The organism is Marinobacter shunpengi (assembly GCF_045449715.1).
GTDB lineage: Bacteria > Pseudomonadota > Gammaproteobacteria > Pseudomonadales > Oleiphilaceae > Marinobacter.
The window spans coordinates 78,247-93,334 of sequence record NZ_JBJJLA010000017.1 but is presented as its reverse complement, the minus strand read 5'-3'; the positions used below and the strand labels follow the sequence as shown (position 1 = coordinate 93,334).

Genomic DNA, 15,088 nt, shown 5'->3' with positions numbered 1-15,088 from the left:
ACGTTCTCCCTTGTCGTTGTTTTCCGGGCCTAAGAGTCCTGGTGTGCCGTTTGGTTAACTCGCTGGCCCTCTCGGCCCCCGAGAGCCTTGAGAGCCTTGAGAGCAAGGTACGGCACACTAGAGGCCGCCCTTGGTCAGCGCCAGCGGGTTGAGCAGCTTTTCCAGCCGTTCCCGGCTCAGGCCGCTCTTCTCCTCGGCCACATCCATGATCGACCGTCCGCTGGCGTAGGCCTCCTTGGCGATCTCCGCGGCCTTCGCATAACCGATCTCCGGATTCAGCGCCGTTACCAGCACCGGATTCCGGCCCACGGCTTCATCCAGGGTTTCCTCGTTCACGGTAAAGCCGGCGATCACCCTGTCCCCCAGTAGTTTTGCGCTGCTGGCCAGCAACCGGCTCATGTCCAGCAGGTTGGCGCCCACCAGGGGCAACATCACGTTGAGCTGGAAGTTGCCGGACTGGCCGGCAATGGCAACCGCGCTGTCCAGCCCCATGACCTGGGCCGCCACCATGGCCACGGACTCCGGAATCACCGGATTGACCTTGCCCGGCATGATGGAACTGCCGGGCTGGAGTGCCGGCAGGCTGATTTCTGCCAGGCCGTGGATGGGGCCGCTGTTCATCCAGCGCAGGTCGTTGGCGATCTTCATCAGCACAATGGCCATGCCCCGCAACTGGGACGACAGGTGCACCGGCGCGTCGACGGCGCTCTGGCCCACGAACTTGTGCTCCATTTCCCGGAACCGGAAGCCGGTGAGGTCATGCATGATCCTGACGAATTCCCCGGCAAAGCGGGTATCGGCATTCACGCCGGTACCCACGGCGGTTCCCCCCTGGGGCACGGGTAGCAGGTCTTCGCCACAGTGTTCCAGGCGTCGGCTGACCCCTTCCAGCTGTTCCCGCCAGGTTCTCAGTTCCTGCCCCAGGGTGACCGGCATGGCGTCCATCAGGTGGGTACGCCCCGTCTTGACCTGGCCTTTGAGCAGGTTTTCCCGCTCATAGATGCAGCCTTCCAGGTGGGTCAGCGCCGGCAGCACCTGGTTCTGGAGTGCCTTGACGGCAGCCACGTGGATCGCCGTGGGAATAACGTCGTTGGAACTCTGGCTCATGTTGACGTGATCGTTGGGGTTCACCGCCAGCTCTTCAGTACTGGCCAGGTTAGCGATCACCTCATTGACATTCATATTGGTGCTGGTGCCGGACCCCGTCTGGTAACGGTCCACCGGGAACTGGTCCTCGAATCCCCCCTCGAGAATGCGGTCACAGGCGCCAACGATGGCCCGGTGACGATCGTCATCCAGGTGCTTGAGCCGGTGATTGGCCTCGGCCGCCGCCTTCTTGACCAGCACCACGGCCTCGATGAAGCCAGGGGGCATCGGCTGACCGCTGACCGGAAAGTTATCCACCGCCCGCTGGGTCTGTGCCCCCCAGAGGGCGTCGGCCGGTACCTGGACATCCCCCAGGCTGTCTCGTTCGACCCGTGTATCACTCATGCCGTTACCTCCTGTTGTCGCTGGTTTCCAACGGAATCCCTGAAGAAATCCTGGAGCGCCAGGCACTGCTCCCGGATACCCTCCCCGGGGCCAGGACTTTTGCAGGGATTCACCTACTGTTTAGTTGTAGGGGGACCGGAGAGCAATAACAACCATCCAGGATTATCCATCCGTCAAAGGGAGGGATGCTCAGTCAGCTTTTCCAGTTCGTCCAGACACCGGTCCAGGAAAAGGTCCGGGTCGGTCAGTACCGCTTCGTCCGCCACCACCCCGAACTGCACATTGCCGGCATAGCTGACGATACTCACTCCCAGCCCGATCTCCCCCGCCTGGGGCACCCAGAACATCTGCTCCCGCACCCGGTGGCCGGCCAGGTAGCGGGGCTCGCGGGTACCAGGCACGTTGGAGACCACGGCGCTGGCCTTGCGGAAGAACAGTTCGGAAATAGGCTGACGCAGGGGTGCCGGCAGCAATGACGCAAGGCCACTCAACCCCCATGCAATAACAGGTTGCCAGGTCCGCTTGAGGCGGCGTGTCTCGTGCTTGATGCGCCAGAGCCGCTCCAGGGCAAAGCCGCCATCCACCGGCAGGGGCACGAAGATGGTGCCAAAGTAGTTGCCGGGCATATGTTTTGCCGGCCTCAGGGCCTCCGGCAAGGCCCGGCGTATATCCACCGGCACTGCGGCGTGGACCACGGCCTGGTTAAGTTGTCGCTCCGGAACCGCCATGGCATCACGCATGGCCGCAGTCACACAGGCCAGCAGGACATCGTTGACACTGCAGCCATAACGGCGGGCCAGGGTCAGGAAACGCCTCGCCGACACCGGGGCAGACCAGCGGCAATGGCGGCGCCCCAGCAGGGGGCGCTTGAGGCCGGATGGGGTATCCTCCGGCTCGGTGACCATACCGCTCATCTCGTTCAGTGCCCGCAGACCGGCCATCGCGCCCTGCTCCAGGGCCCCGGCCTGATGGAACTCCGGCAGCTCGCCATCCTGCCGCCCGCCCGGCACACCCTCTCCCGTTCCCGAAGCCTTGCCCCACCAGCCTCTGAGGCCAGAGGAAACAGCGTCCCGGCAGGCCTGCATTACCTGGGGCCACCGGCGGGCGCTTTGATATTCCTGGCTTCCGAACGATTCGGGGCGCCCATCGGGGGATCGTGTGCAGATGCTGTCGAAAACATCCAGCAACGACATGCCATCGCCGTAGCAGTGGTGGATGCGGAACAGCAGCGCTGCCCCGCCTTCGGCGTTGGGCACCAGCCAGAAAGCCCAGCGCGGCCGGTTGCGGCGTAACGGCTGGTTCAACCGAGCGGACACCCACTGCTGCAGCCGGGCCTCATCCATGGCCTCGGGCACATGCACCAGGTGGTTGACCAGGTCGAAGTGCCGGTCACGCTCCCAGCACCAGCCACAGGCCTTCTCCACCGGCATCATGCGGAAGCGCTCCCAGGTCAGCCAGTAACGCTGCAGGAAGGCCCGCAGTTCGGTAAACGAGAGACCATCGACACGCATCAGCACCGTGATGGTCAACGGATTCTGCGGACTCTCCAGATTCAGCCACGCCGCGTCCATCGGCAGTAATCGCAGCGGCTCCCTGTCGTTGGCGGCGTCACTCAAGGTGTCGGGTCCCGGGTTGCCTGATCATTGTCATGATCATTGTGGTAAAGGTGTGAAAACACTGATCCGGCATTGTGACAGAGGCGAAAAACCTGCTCCACTCCCGATCATGGGAAATGCAGTACTGATATAGATTACGTCATGACAGGCAAGTCATCGTATACTCTGGAGCAGGGCGCCATAAGCCAGCCAGTGTGGCCCCGGAGGTGGCACATGAAAGCAAGCCATATACGCAAACTCATCAAGCCCATCGACATTGCCTATTCGGAAATGTTCTCCGGGCAGGTCTATCGCATCGGCCAGGGTGCGGTGTCGGTGCGCAACCATAGTGGCGAGGCCCTGCATACGGTCATCGGCGTTCACGGCTACCTGGAAAACCACTGCTACTTCACCCAGATCTACGATGCGCCCACCACCGAACTGATCCTGCTTACCTGCAGCAACTACCACATTCCGGTCAACGGCGTGACACCGGAGGACGCCGGCTGGCAGTCGGAGATCAACGAACTCGCCGGCACCATCGCCTACGACGCGGAACTGCTGATCCAGGCCATGGAGATTCTGCCCTCCTCCGACCACGTCCGGGTCCACGGCCACTCCCGCGGCGGGGCGGTGATCCTGGAGGCAGCCCGCCGGCGACCCGACCTGTTCCGCAACGTGGAGCTGCTGCTGGAAGCCCCGGCCCTGCCCCAGGGCCGCACCCACGCGCTGGTCACCATGATGCTGGAACCGGTCAGCCACGGCATGTGGCCCTGGCTGATCCGTCTGATCAACAGCGCGCCCTCTTCCGTCTATGGGCAGACCTTCTTCGGTCGCATGAATCCCCGCAAGAAAACCCTCCTCAGCAAACTGTTCTCGTCCACCCGCGACCATCTCACTATCGTGCGCAACCTGGAGGACGTACTGGACTGGATGGAGAGGACGCCCACGGACATCTACCGGAACATCAGCCACGGCATCTTCCTGATTCCCGGCACCGACCGGATCCTGGACAAGTCCGCCATGCTGGAAAGCGCCCGGGCCTGCGCCGCCATGACCATCCAGGAAACCGACGCCCCCAGTCACTTTATCGCCCTGGATGACCAGTCCCTGATCCCGGCACTGGATCACCCGCCGGGAAGTCCGGACGCAGGCCAGTCCGGCACAGCTTAGTGTCACCTGAGCCCTTCAGACGATGATGCGGTCCAGCTCGTTGTGGATCTCTTCCTCGACCCGCCCCTTGAAGGGCCTCAGCATAATGCCGAGTTCCAGGTGAACATGCAGCTCGCTGGGAGAGATATCCAGGTGCCCCTTGACCCCTGAGCGGTGAAACCTCAGCAGGTCGCCGTCCCACTCGTACTGCACGTCAAACTTCCGGGACAGGTCCCGGGCCAGGGATTCAGCCGCCTCACGGGCATGTTCCTGGTCCATGGAATGACTGCGGCGAACATCAATAGCAGACATGAACGATTTCCCTCTGAAAGTTGATTTGTCTCCAGTTTATGGGCAGCGACACGTCCAGACCAGCCTCCGATGATACATATTGCGGCAAAAAACTTTAGACTTGCCCGGAGGTTCCCTAGAATAGGGTCGCTTACGCCCGCCAAAACCGGACTCACGGGTCCGTCGGCGGGTTGCCCAGCGCCCCGATGCGACATTCCACAGGACGCCCCCATGAGCGAACAGCAGTCAGCCCCGGCTTCACATCAGAACCGCCCCGCCCAGGACGACACTACCGACTTCGGCTTCCGCAAGGTGGCCAAAAGCCAGAAAGCGGGCCAGGTGGCCGAGGTCTTCCACTCCGTGGCGAGCAAGTACGACCTGATGAACGACCTGATGTCCATGGGCATCCACCGCCTGTGGAAGCGCTTCACCATCGAACTCAGCGGCGTGCGCCCCGGCCACCAGGTGCTGGACATTGCCGGCGGCACCGGCGACCTGACCATGAAGTTCTCAGACCTGGTGGGCACCAATGGCAAGGTGGTATTGGCGGACATCAACGCCTCCATGCTGGAAGTGGGCCGTGACCGCCTGCTGGACCGGGGCTACGCCGGCAATATCGAATACGTACAGGCGGACGCTGAGCACCTGCCGTTTCCGGACAATACGTTCAACGTGGTCAGCATTGCCTTCGGCCTGCGCAACGTGACCGACAAGGACCAGGCCCTGCGGGACATGGCGCGCGCGCTGAAGCCCGGCGGCAAGGTGATGGTGCTGGAGTTTTCCAAACCCACCAATCCTCTGCTCAGCAAGGCCTACGACACCTACTCATTCAGCGCCCTGCCCCTGATGGGCCAGTTATTTGCGGGTGATTCGGAGAGCTATCGTTACCTGGCGGAGTCCATCCGCATGCACCCGGATCAGGATACCCTCAAGGGTATGATGGAGTCCGCCGGCCTGGTGAACTGCCGCTACTACAACATGACCGGCGGCATTGTGGCCCTGCACGTGGGAACCAAACCCTGATGTCACGGATTCCCACCCTGCACGCGGCCATCACCGGCACGCTTGAGCTGGCGCTGAACCGGGCCCTGGAACTGGACCCGCCCGGTCGCCGCGACCTGCTGCGTGCGCTGACCGGCCCGGTGTGTTTCGAGGTCAGCGAGCCGGTGGCCATGGCCATCTGCCTGCAGGGCACCCGTCGCGGGGTACGGGTATCGGGTCTGCGCCCGGACGATCCGGCTCTGGTGATCCGTGGCCGCCCGCTGGCCATGGCCGCCCTTGCCCTGGGCGATGACCAGGCCATCAGCGACGGTCGCCTGACCGTGGAAGGCGATACCGGCCTTGCCCACCAGTTCCAGCAGGCCCTGGCGCAACTGGCGCCGGACTGGGAGGCGGCCCTGGCCCGCTATACCGGCGACATCCCCGCCCACTTCATCGGTCGTCGAATTCGCGGCAGTGTTCGCTGGAGCCGCCAGGCCATGGCCTCGGTCACCGCCAGCCTGGAGGAGTATATCCACGAGGAAACCGGCACCCTGCCCGGTCGGCGTGAACTGGAGCCCACCTTCGAGGAGATCGACCAGCTCAACCTGCGCACCGAACGCCTGACCGCCCGCATTGAGCGGCTGGAGGCCCAAACCACCGGCGAGTCCGGATCGGAGACGCCGTGACTCGATTGCAACGCCTGTTCCGCATCGCCTGGGTTTTCTGCAAATACCGGCTGGACACCTTCCTGCCCATCGCCGAGCTGCCCGCCCCCCTGAAGCTGTTCTTCCTGTTCGCCCCCTGGCACCTGTTCCCCAAGGGCAAGCTGGATCGCGGTGACCGGCTGCGGCTGGCCCTGGAGGAACTGGGGCCGGTGTTCGTCAAGTTCGGCCAGATCCTCTCCACCCGGCGTGACCTGCTGCCGGATGACATGGCCGAATCCCTGCGCCGGCTGCAGGACAACGTACCGCCCTTCCCCAGTGACGCCGCGCGGGCCATTATCGAGGAATCCCTGGGGCAGCCGGTGGACGAGCTGTTTGCCGAATTCACCCGGGACCCCATGGCCTCCGCCTCCGTGGCCCAGGTGCATGCCGCCACCATGCCCGACGGCCGCCGCGTGGTGGTCAAGGTCATCCGCCCCGGCATCGAGCGGGTGATCCAGCAGGACCTGGCGCTGATGTACCTGATGGCACGGCTGCTGGAGCGGTATTGGTCCGAGGGCCGGCGCCTGCGCCCGGTAGACGTGGTGGAGGACTACGAGAACACCATCCACGACGAACTGGACCTGCAACGGGAAGCCGCCAACGCCAGCCAGCTGCGCCGCAACTTCGAAGGTTCGCCGCTGATCTACATCCCCACCATCGACTGGGACTACACCAGCCAGCGAGTGCTGGTGATGGAGCGGGTGTCGGGCATTCCCATCGCCGACATCAAGGCTCTGAACGCCGCCGGGGTGGATATGAAGGTGCTGGCCGAAAAGGGCGTGGAGATCTTCTTCACCCAGGTTTTCCGGGACAGCTTCTTCCACGCCGATATGCACCCGGGCAATATCTTCGTGGACGCCAGCAATCCGGCGGATCCCCGTTACATTGCCATTGATTTCGGCATCGTCGGCACCCTGGCGCCGGACGACCTCAGTTACCTGGCCCGCAACCTGCTGGCCTTCTTCCGCCGCGACTACCGGCAGGTGGCGGAACTGCATATCCAGTCCGGCTGGGTGCCGCCGGAAACCCGGGTCAATGAGTTCGAGGCCGCCATTCGCACCGTCTGCGAGCCCATTTTCGAGCGCCCCCTGAAGGACATTTCCTTCGGCCACTTCCTGCTACGCCTGTTCCAGACCGCGCGGCGCTTCAATATGGAAGTACAGCCGCAACTGGTATTGCTACAGAAAACCCTGTTGAATGTGGAGGGCCTCGGCCGCCAGCTGTACCCGGACCTGGACCTGTGGAGCACCGCCCAGCCGTTCCTGGAGACCTGGATGAAACGCCGTATCGGCCCCAGCGGCCTGTTCCAGACCCTGCAGTCACGACTGCCATCATGGCTGGAACAGTCTCCGGAGATGCCGCAACTGGTGCACGATACCCTGGTGCAGCTACGCAATTCCGGCAACCAGCCGGGGGCAAAACAGGATACACTGGCAGCCATCAGGGCCGGACAACGCCGTGCCGATCGCCGCTGGCGCCGCCTGGCTCTCGCGGCGGCCCTGGTAGCCGGCGCCTGGCTGGGCGTTCAGGGTGAACTGGAGCCCCTGGCCCGGGACATGCCCTGGTATGGCTGGGCCATGCTGGCCGGCGCCACCTGGCTGGTTGCCAGGGGCAGTCGCTAACCCAACAGACAAACCGTGTCATAAATATGCAAGAATCAACCTCTACCGTGTCCGGCACCGACTGGCTCGACAGCATCCGCTGGAATGCCGACGGCCTGGTTCCCGCCATCGCCCAGGACGCCGAGACCGGCGACATCCTGATGATGGCGTGGATGAACCGGGAATCCCTGGAACTCACCGCCCGGGAACAGCAGGCCATCTACTGGTCCCGCTCCCGGGGCAAGCTCTGGCGCAAGGGCGAGAGTTCCGGGCACGAGCAGCGTGTCAGGGAGATCCGAGTGGACTGCGACGACGACGTTATCCTGCTGAAAGTGGAACAGCGGGGCGGAATCGCCTGCCACACCGGACGTCGCAGCTGTTTCTACCGGGCGCTGGAAGACGGTAGCTGGGTCACCAAAGATCCGGTACTGAAGGACCCGGACGCCATCTACGGAGAGGGAGGCCATCACCATGAGTGACATACTGTCGCAACTCGCCCGCGTTCTGGAGGCCCGCAAGGCCGCCGACCCGGACAGTTCCTATGTGGCCAGCCTGCACGCCAAGGGTCTGAACAAGATCCTCGAGAAGGTGGGCGAGGAATGCACCGAGACGCTGATTGCCGCCAAGGATGCCGAGAACTCGGACAAGACCGACGACCTGGTCTACGAAACCGCCGACCTTTGGTTCCACACTCTGGTTATGCTGTCACGGTTTGGTCTTGGACCGGATGATATTCTTGAAGAATTGGGCCGTCGCTTCGACCTCTCGGGGCTGGAGGAAAAGGCAGCCCGCAACAAACCATAGCCGTCAACTGGACGAGGCACCCCTGGTGTCCGCGTCTCCCTCCATGGGTGTTCGGTTAACGCCAGGGTTGGCGTACAATAACATCAGGTAAGTAAACCAAAGGGGTCCTGAGAGATGGGAATTAGTATCTGGCAACTTCTGATTGTTCTGGGCATTGTGATCCTCCTGTTCGGAACCAAGAAGCTGCGCAATATCGGCACAGATCTGGGTGGTGCTATCCGGGGCTTCAAGAAGTCTATGAGCGACGAGGAAAGCCAGCAGGACAAGGACAAGACCGATGGGGACTCCATCGAGAATCAGGAAAAGTCCACGGTCCAGGAATCCAGCACCGAAAAGACCGAAGAAAAGACCCATAGCTGAGTCGCCCCCACATGTTCGATATCGGCTTTATTGAGCTGGTGATCTGTGCCGTCATCGCTCTGCTGGTCCTGGGACCGGAACGCCTGCCCTCGGCGGCCCGCACCGCCGGCCGCTGGGTGGGTGGTGCCCGGCGCATGGTCACCCAGTTCACCTCGGAACTGGACCGGGAGCTCAAGGCCGACGAACTGCGCAAGGAATTGCGCAAGGCCGGGGATATCGGCCTGGAAGACGTGGAGAAGAGTGTTCGCGGCGCGCTGGATGAAGCCAAACAGTACGAGGACATGATCCTCTCCGACGGCGACACCCGCAAGGCCAGACCCGCCCCGGCCACTCGCCGGGTTGCCGGTGAGCAGGAGAACACATCGGAGCCACCCGAACAGGGTGACCAGCCCCCGCCGGAAGATCCGACTCAGGGCGCCGACCATAGCCAACCCGATGACCATGAGAACCACCGGGATGACGACCGCCAGCGGTTCCGGGACTGGGAACCGCCGGAAAAACCCGGCTATGACCCCCACGCCATGATCCGCAAGGGCAGCCAGACCGCTGACACCACCGAAACCAGCGTCTCCGGTGCCCCGGAGACGCCCAAGGATAAACCGGAACGCGATTCATGAGTTCAGCTTCCCCGGGCAACCCTCCTCCCGAGCAGCAGGAAATGCCCCTGATCGAGCATCTGCTGGAGCTCCGCAACCGCCTGCTGAAGATGGTACTGGCGGTGCTGGTGTGCTTCGCGGTGATGTTCCCGTTCCGCAACGAGCTCTACCTGATCATGGCCGGCCCGCTGATGGAGCTGCTGCCGGTGGGCCAGAGCATGATTGCCACCGACATCACCGCCACCTTCTTCGCCCCCATGAAGCTCGCCCTGGTGCTGTCGGTGTTCGTGGCAATACCGGTCATCCTCTACCAGTTGTGGAGCTTTATCGCACCGGGGCTGTACGCCCATGAGAAGAAACTTGCCTTCCCGCTGCTGTTCTCCTCGATACTGCTCTTCTACCTGGGGGCGATATTCGCCTACTACGTGGTGTTTCCCCTGGTGTTCGGGTTCTTCACGGCCATTGGCCCGGAAGGCATCGTGGAACTGCCGGACATCACCAGTTACCTGAACTTCGTGCTGAAGATGTTCTTTGCCTTCGGGGTTGCCTTCGAAATTCCCATTGCCACCGTGCTGATGATCCTGTCCGGCGCCACCACTCCCCAGGACCTGGCGGCCAAGCGCCCCTACGTGGTGGTAGGGTGCTTTATCATTGGCATGCTGCTGACGCCCCCTGACCTGATCTCCCAGACCCTGCTGGCCGTGCCCATGTGGCTGCTGTTCGAGATTGGGGTGCTGTGTGGTCGCCTGGCAATCCGCCACCGGCCCGACGACGGCTATCCCGAAGACCTATGAACCTGGCCCTGCTGTCGCCACAGGACCTGCTGGACGACAATCACGCAAAACTCACGGGCCGGCGTCGGGATCACCTGGTCTCGGTACTCCGTGCCGGCGAGGGTGACACCCTGCCGGTCGGGCTGGAAGACGGCCCCATGGGCACCGGCACGGTGACCCGCCTGACTGATACCGTCGCGGAACTCCACCTGGAACTGGACCGGTCGCCGCCCTCCCCCCTGCCACTGACACTGGTCCTCGCCATGCCCCGCCCCAAGATGTTCCGCCGTGTCCTGCAGACGGTTGCGGCCCTGGGCGTGAAGGACATCTGGCTGATCAACAGCTACAAGGTGGAGAAGAGCTTCTGGCAGACACCCTGGCTACAACCGGAGCACCTGCGGGAGAACCTGACCCTGGGCCTGGAGCAGGCCATGGATACCCGCATGCCCCGGGTCACCATCCGCCAGCTTTTCAAACCCTTCGTGGAAGACGAGCTGCCGTCACTGCTGCAGGACCGGCCCGGCCTGGTGGCCCACCCGGGTACGAACACCCCGTGCCCGACGCATATCCGGAACCCGGCCACCCTCTGCATCGGCCCCGAAGGCGGCTTCATTCCCTACGAAGTGGACAAACTGGTGGAAGCCGGATGTCAGTCGGTCCATCTGGGGCCCCGCATCCTCAGGGTGGAGACCGCAGTACCCGTGCTGATCAGCCGACTTTACGATCTCTGCGGGTAAAGCCGCCAGCCCGCCATGCCAGCATGACCAGAGCGGGTGCAATCAGTAGCAGAGCGAGCAGCGGTTGCCCCGGGCTGGTCTCCAGCAGCCAGCCACCGGCCAGGGTCCCGATGATGTACCCCAGGGTATGGGTGCTGGTCAGCCTGCCCGCCACCTCGCCCTGTGCATCGGGATGGCACTGGCGTAGCAGACTGCCATACCAGGGCGTTAGCACCGCCGCCCCAAAGGCCAGCGCCGCAATACCGCCAAACATCGCCGACAGATTCTGAGCGTAGGCCAGCAGGGTTCCGCCCACAAGAAGGGAACTCCCCCAGATGGCCCCCAGTATCGGACTTCCCCGGACCCGCGAATGAACCAGGGGCCCGAACACAAGCCCGATCAAGGAAGCCAGGATCAGTGCCGCTGCCGTCAGGGAAGCACCGACTTCCGCAGAGACGCCCGCCAAAGCCGTGAGCCGGGGCCCCAGTACAAACTGAACAGCCCCCACCGCCACCGTCAGCACCAGCGCCATCAGATAGTAGGGCCACCCGGCCCGCCACGGCGGACGGCGATCACCACCGGAATCGCCCCCAGCCGCAAACTCACCCTCCGGTTGCTGCCCCCTCTGCCAGCGAAGGCCGGACACCAGTAGCAAGGCCAACACACCGGTCAGCGTAAGTACCGTCATCATGCCCAGCCAGACCGCCAGTGCGATCAGGGTCGGGCCAGCCAGACGCCCCGCATGAACCGACATCTGCAGACGGGACAGGCGATAGCTCCATTCCCCGGGATCGGCATCCGCCACCGCCAGCCGCTGGGCCGCGGGGAAAACGCCTCCTGCGCCAATGCCATGGGCCAACCGGGCTACCAGCAAACAGCCAAGGCCAATCGCTCCCTGCAGGCCGGCCCCAAGCGCCAGCAAAAACAGCCCGAAGCCAGCCAGCACCATCGCAGAGGCAATAAGGGACACCCGTTGGGCGCCCCTTCGATCCACCAACTGCCCCCATAGCGGGGCCCCCAGAAGAACCGGAATCATGCCGGCTGACAGGATCATCGACCAGAGTCCGGCGGAAAGTCCCGTACGCTCAATCAACCACGGCAGGGCGGCCACCATGGCCGACTGCAGCACCCCCATCATCAATACCGGGCCCCAGGCCTCCCTTCCCCGAATCGTCATCCTGTTCAGATTTCCTGATCTGCGTCACACGAAATGTAATTGCGAATCATTATTATTTATTTTACAGTTATTTGCAATTCGCCGACAAAGGATATTGCCATGATTCCAGTGATGGAAGCGTTAGACCCGTCAGTGAACGCCTATTTCAATGCCCTGTTGCGGGAAACCGGCCCCTGGCCATGGCACCCCGTACCAGGCCACTACTCGATCACCCATGACATAACCGGGGAAATCCTGCTGATTCCCTGCCGGTTTCACAGTCGGGGTGGCCGGCACCTGCTGGGACCGGACCTCTGGCTTGATCGGGGTGACGGCCTGCACCGGATGAACTTTCTGGCGGCCGTGGAATGGACCCTGTCGCTGCCCGAGATCGTCAGCCAGTCATCGGTGCAGGATCGGGAGAATCTGCTTAAGCGCGTGCGAAACAGTCATGACAACCTCCAGCTTGCCGTAGCCTATCGCTCCACATATCAGGCCCCGGCGGGGCTGGCGCCACAGACTTTTATCGACTCGGAGCAGGCCCTGATCAATGGGCACTCCATCCACCCCTGCCCCAAGGACCGCGGCAACATGACGGCTGAAGAAGCCGCCGCCTTTGCCCCGGAATTCACCGGTCGGTTTCCACTGATCTGGTACAGCGTGGCCCGTGACCAGCTGCAATGTCATGGATCCGCGCTCACCTCCCTGTCCGGCGCCATTGAGACACTGCTGCAGCAGGAGTCTCCCACCGTGCGACAGGCTGCGGAGGCCGCTGCCGCAACTGGCCATACCGTGCTCCCCTGCCATCCGTTCCAGCACCGTCACTGGCAGGCCCATCCTGAGTTGCGGGAACTGCAGTCAACGGGACGGCTGCGCCGGCTGGGCATGGGGGCCAGCCGATGGCGAGCCACGTCGTCATTGCGGGCAATCTGGGCGGAAGATCAGGACTGGATGCTGAAGTTTTCCCTGTCCGTGCGCCTCACCAATTCCCTGAGGCACCTGCAGCCCCGGGAAGCCGTCCGCGGGCCGGGACTGGCCGACCTGCTGACCACCACACCGGCCCGGGACTGGCTGAATCGTCACCGGAATTTCCGCATTCTCAATGAACCGGTGACCGTCGCCATCCGCGACCGCCAGGGGCAGCCACTGGCCGAAAGCACGGTGGTCTTCCGCGACAATCCGTTCCGCAACCAAACCGGCCATAATTGTGAGCTACTGGCGTCACTCCTTCAGGACGCACCGGAAACAGGACTTTCACGCCTGGCCACCTGCCTTCGGGCCCGGAGCGCCAGCGAGACAGACGCGGCTGACTGGTTCCACGCCTACCTGGAGCTGGCGGTCAAGCCACTACTGGACGCCCAGAGCAACCTGGGACTGCTGTTCGGGGCCCACCAGCAAAACCTGATCCTGCGGCTGGACGACCATTTCCAGCCGGTGTCCGCCTGGTTCCGGGACTGCCAGGGCACCGGCTTCTCTTCCCTGGCCCACCACCGCTTCGGCCCCGGGCTGGCAACATCGATACAGGCGGGGGAGAACGAGCTGCCTGAGACCCTGGGCGTGCGGCTGTTCTGCTATTACCTGTTCATCAACAGCACCTTCAATGTCATCACCTCGCTGGCAGCCGCCGGGCTGTGTCCGGAAAACCGGCTATGGCACCAACTGCGGCAATGGCTGCAGCAACAACTCAGGCAGGAACCGGCAGACACCAGCGCCTTCCGCTACCTGCTGGGCAGCCCGTCACTGTATGCCAAGAACAACTTTCTGTGCTCCCTGCGAGCCCTGAACGAGAACACCCTCGAGGATCTCGAATCCATCTATCACCCCATGCCCAACCCATTGCGGATTGAACAGCCAGAGACACACAAGGACAGCAACCACCATGAAACACTTGTCTCCCATTGAACTGACACCGTCATCGGACCACCAGCAGTTACAGATCACCCTGGACCGTGAGCATTGGCAGACGAAACGGCAGAGCAGCCCCGCCGGCGAACGTCTGCTGGAGTGGGAGGGACCGACCCTCGACCCGACCACCAGCCAGCGCCTGCTCGATACCCTTTTCCACAAACTGGATACGTCACGGATCGAACTGGGGAAGAGCGCCTGCGAAGCCTTTGACACCCGCCATCCCGCCTGGGAGCACACGGCGGACGGCACCGCCATTGAGCGAGCCGCCTTCTACCAGATCCGCGAGCACTGGCTGGATCCCGGACTGTGGCCGGTCATGCCCGAGATCTCCGTGCAGACAGACCAAGTGCGCCATCCCCGTCGTCCGTCGGTGGGCGACCAGATCCTTTACCGCCGGTTTGCGCCAACTTCGGGAAAAACCATCACGCTACGCCAGGCGACGGTGTCCCAGGATGGCGAACGTTTTCACCGCTGGCAGAACGATCCCCGGGCGGCCAGGTTCTGGGAGTACCCCTGGAGTCGCGAGCGGCTGGACGCGATGCTGGAGGACCGCCGGGCCGACCCGCACTCGCTGCCGCTGATCCTTGAAGCCGATGGTGAGGCTGTTGGCTATTTCGAAACCTACTACGTGCCGGAAGACCGACTGGGCCCCTACTGCAATGCCGGTCCTTTCGATCAGGGCATGCATGTACTGATCGGCGAACGGCGGTTCCTCGGTGAAGGCCTGACCAACTTGTGGCTCAACACCGTCAGCCACTTCCTGTTTCTGTCGGAACCACGAACCCGCTGCCTGTGGGGCGAGCCAAGGTCGGATAACCGGGCGATGCTGCGCTATCTCCGGACCACCACCTGGGAAAACCATGGTGAGTTCGACTTTCCCCACAAGCGCTCGGCGCTGTTGTGCAATCCCCGCCACCGGTTCTTCACCGACACCCGACTGTAAACCAACAGGAATGACCG

General features: G+C 63.2%; 15 protein-coding genes and 1 pseudogene. 12 read left to right on the top strand and 4 right to left on the bottom strand.

Annotation, left to right across the window (positions count from 1 at the left end; all coding sequences use genetic code 11):
- Nucleotides 1-117 precede the first annotated feature (117 nt).
- Nucleotides 118-1,491 (bottom strand): class II fumarate hydratase, encoded by a 1,374-nt coding sequence (locus ACJO3T_RS11070; RefSeq protein WP_406963704.1) that lies wholly within the window; start codon nt 1,489-1,491, stop codon nt 118-120.
- A gap of 173 nt (nt 1,492-1,664) precedes the next feature.
- Nucleotides 1,665-3,107: a WSD1 family O-acyltransferase gene (locus ACJO3T_RS11065; protein ID WP_406963703.1), complete on the bottom strand. Its 1,443-nt coding sequence runs from the start codon at nt 3,105-3,107 to the stop codon at nt 1,665-1,667.
- Nucleotides 3,108-3,320: 213 nt separating this feature from the next.
- On the opposite strand from ACJO3T_RS11065, the gene ACJO3T_RS11060 reads away from it, so the two are divergent.
- Nucleotides 3,321-4,259: an alpha/beta fold hydrolase gene (locus tag ACJO3T_RS11060; protein WP_406963702.1), complete on the top strand. Its 939-nt coding sequence runs from the start codon at nt 3,321-3,323 to the stop codon at nt 4,257-4,259.
- Between the two features lie 15 nt (nt 4,260-4,274).
- Here ACJO3T_RS11060 and ACJO3T_RS11055 read toward each other — a convergent pair whose 3' ends face one another.
- A complete protein-coding gene (locus ACJO3T_RS11055) occupies nt 4,275-4,550 on the bottom strand; it encodes a polyhydroxyalkanoic acid system family protein (RefSeq protein ID WP_406963701.1) in 276 nt (91 codons plus the stop codon).
- Between the two features lie 210 nt (nt 4,551-4,760).
- Between ACJO3T_RS11055 and ubiE the strand changes: the two genes are divergently transcribed.
- The 9 genes and pseudogenes from ubiE (at nt 4,761) to ACJO3T_RS11010 (ending at nt 11,085) form a co-directional block, all read left to right on the top strand.
- On the top strand, nt 4,761-5,552 hold the full coding sequence (gene ubiE / locus ACJO3T_RS11050; protein ID WP_406963700.1) for a bifunctional demethylmenaquinone methyltransferase/2-methoxy-6-polyprenyl-1,4-benzoquinol methylase UbiE: 792 nt from the start codon (nt 4,761-4,763) through the stop codon (nt 5,550-5,552).
- Nucleotides 5,552-6,196: a ubiquinone biosynthesis accessory factor UbiJ gene (locus tag ACJO3T_RS11045; protein WP_406963699.1), complete on the top strand. Its 645-nt coding sequence runs from the start codon at nt 5,552-5,554 to the stop codon at nt 6,194-6,196. Before ubiE ends, ACJO3T_RS11045 begins: the two co-directional genes overlap by 1 nt.
- Complete coding sequence (gene ubiB, locus ACJO3T_RS11040; RefSeq protein WP_406963698.1) at nt 6,193-7,836, top strand: ubiquinone biosynthesis regulatory protein kinase UbiB; 1,644 nt, start codon at nt 6,193-6,195, stop codon at nt 7,834-7,836. Before ACJO3T_RS11045 ends, ubiB begins: the two co-directional genes overlap by 4 nt.
- 26 nt (nt 7,837-7,862) lie before the next feature.
- Nucleotides 7,863-8,294, top strand: coding sequence for a phosphoribosyl-AMP cyclohydrolase (gene hisI, locus ACJO3T_RS11035; RefSeq protein WP_406963697.1), 432 nt, complete (start codon nt 7,863-7,865; stop codon nt 8,292-8,294).
- Complete coding sequence (locus ACJO3T_RS11030) at nt 8,287-8,619, top strand: phosphoribosyl-ATP diphosphatase (RefSeq protein WP_406963696.1); 333 nt, start codon at nt 8,287-8,289, stop codon at nt 8,617-8,619. The genes hisI and ACJO3T_RS11030 overlap by 8 nt, the downstream gene beginning before the upstream one ends.
- 114 nt (nt 8,620-8,733) lie before the next feature.
- The gene (tatA, locus tag ACJO3T_RS11025) at nt 8,734-8,979 is read left to right on the top strand and encodes a Sec-independent protein translocase subunit TatA (RefSeq protein WP_406963695.1); all 246 of its coding nucleotides are present in this window, start codon (nt 8,734-8,736) and stop codon (nt 8,977-8,979) included.
- A gap of 11 nt (nt 8,980-8,990) precedes the next feature.
- A pseudogene (gene tatB, locus ACJO3T_RS11020) lies at nt 8,991-9,266 on the top strand (Sec-independent protein translocase protein TatB); the annotation flags it as partial.
- A gap of 326 nt (nt 9,267-9,592) precedes the next feature.
- On the top strand, nt 9,593-10,369 hold the full coding sequence (gene tatC, locus ACJO3T_RS11015; RefSeq protein WP_406963694.1) for a twin-arginine translocase subunit TatC: 777 nt from the start codon (nt 9,593-9,595) through the stop codon (nt 10,367-10,369).
- The gene (locus ACJO3T_RS11010) at nt 10,366-11,085 is read left to right on the top strand and encodes a 16S rRNA (uracil(1498)-N(3))-methyltransferase (protein WP_406963693.1); all 720 of its coding nucleotides are present in this window, start codon (nt 10,366-10,368) and stop codon (nt 11,083-11,085) included. The genes tatC and ACJO3T_RS11010 overlap by 4 nt, the downstream gene beginning before the upstream one ends.
- Here the strand turns inward: ACJO3T_RS11010 and ACJO3T_RS11005 are convergent.
- Nucleotides 11,057-12,241, bottom strand: a complete 1,185-nt coding sequence (locus ACJO3T_RS11005; RefSeq protein WP_406963692.1) for an MFS transporter — start codon at nt 12,239-12,241, stop codon at nt 11,057-11,059. The two genes, ACJO3T_RS11010 and ACJO3T_RS11005, sit on opposite strands and share 29 nt — an antisense overlap.
- 99 nt (nt 12,242-12,340) lie before the next feature.
- Between ACJO3T_RS11005 and ACJO3T_RS11000 the strand changes: the two genes are divergently transcribed.
- The gene (locus ACJO3T_RS11000) at nt 12,341-14,122 is read left to right on the top strand and encodes an IucA/IucC family protein (RefSeq protein WP_406963691.1); all 1,782 of its coding nucleotides are present in this window, start codon (nt 12,341-12,343) and stop codon (nt 14,120-14,122) included.
- The gene (locus tag ACJO3T_RS10995) at nt 14,100-15,071 is read left to right on the top strand and encodes a GNAT family N-acetyltransferase (RefSeq protein WP_406978495.1); all 972 of its coding nucleotides are present in this window, start codon (nt 14,100-14,102) and stop codon (nt 15,069-15,071) included. Before ACJO3T_RS11000 ends, ACJO3T_RS10995 begins: the two co-directional genes overlap by 23 nt.
- Nucleotides 15,072-15,088: the final 17 nt, after the last annotated feature.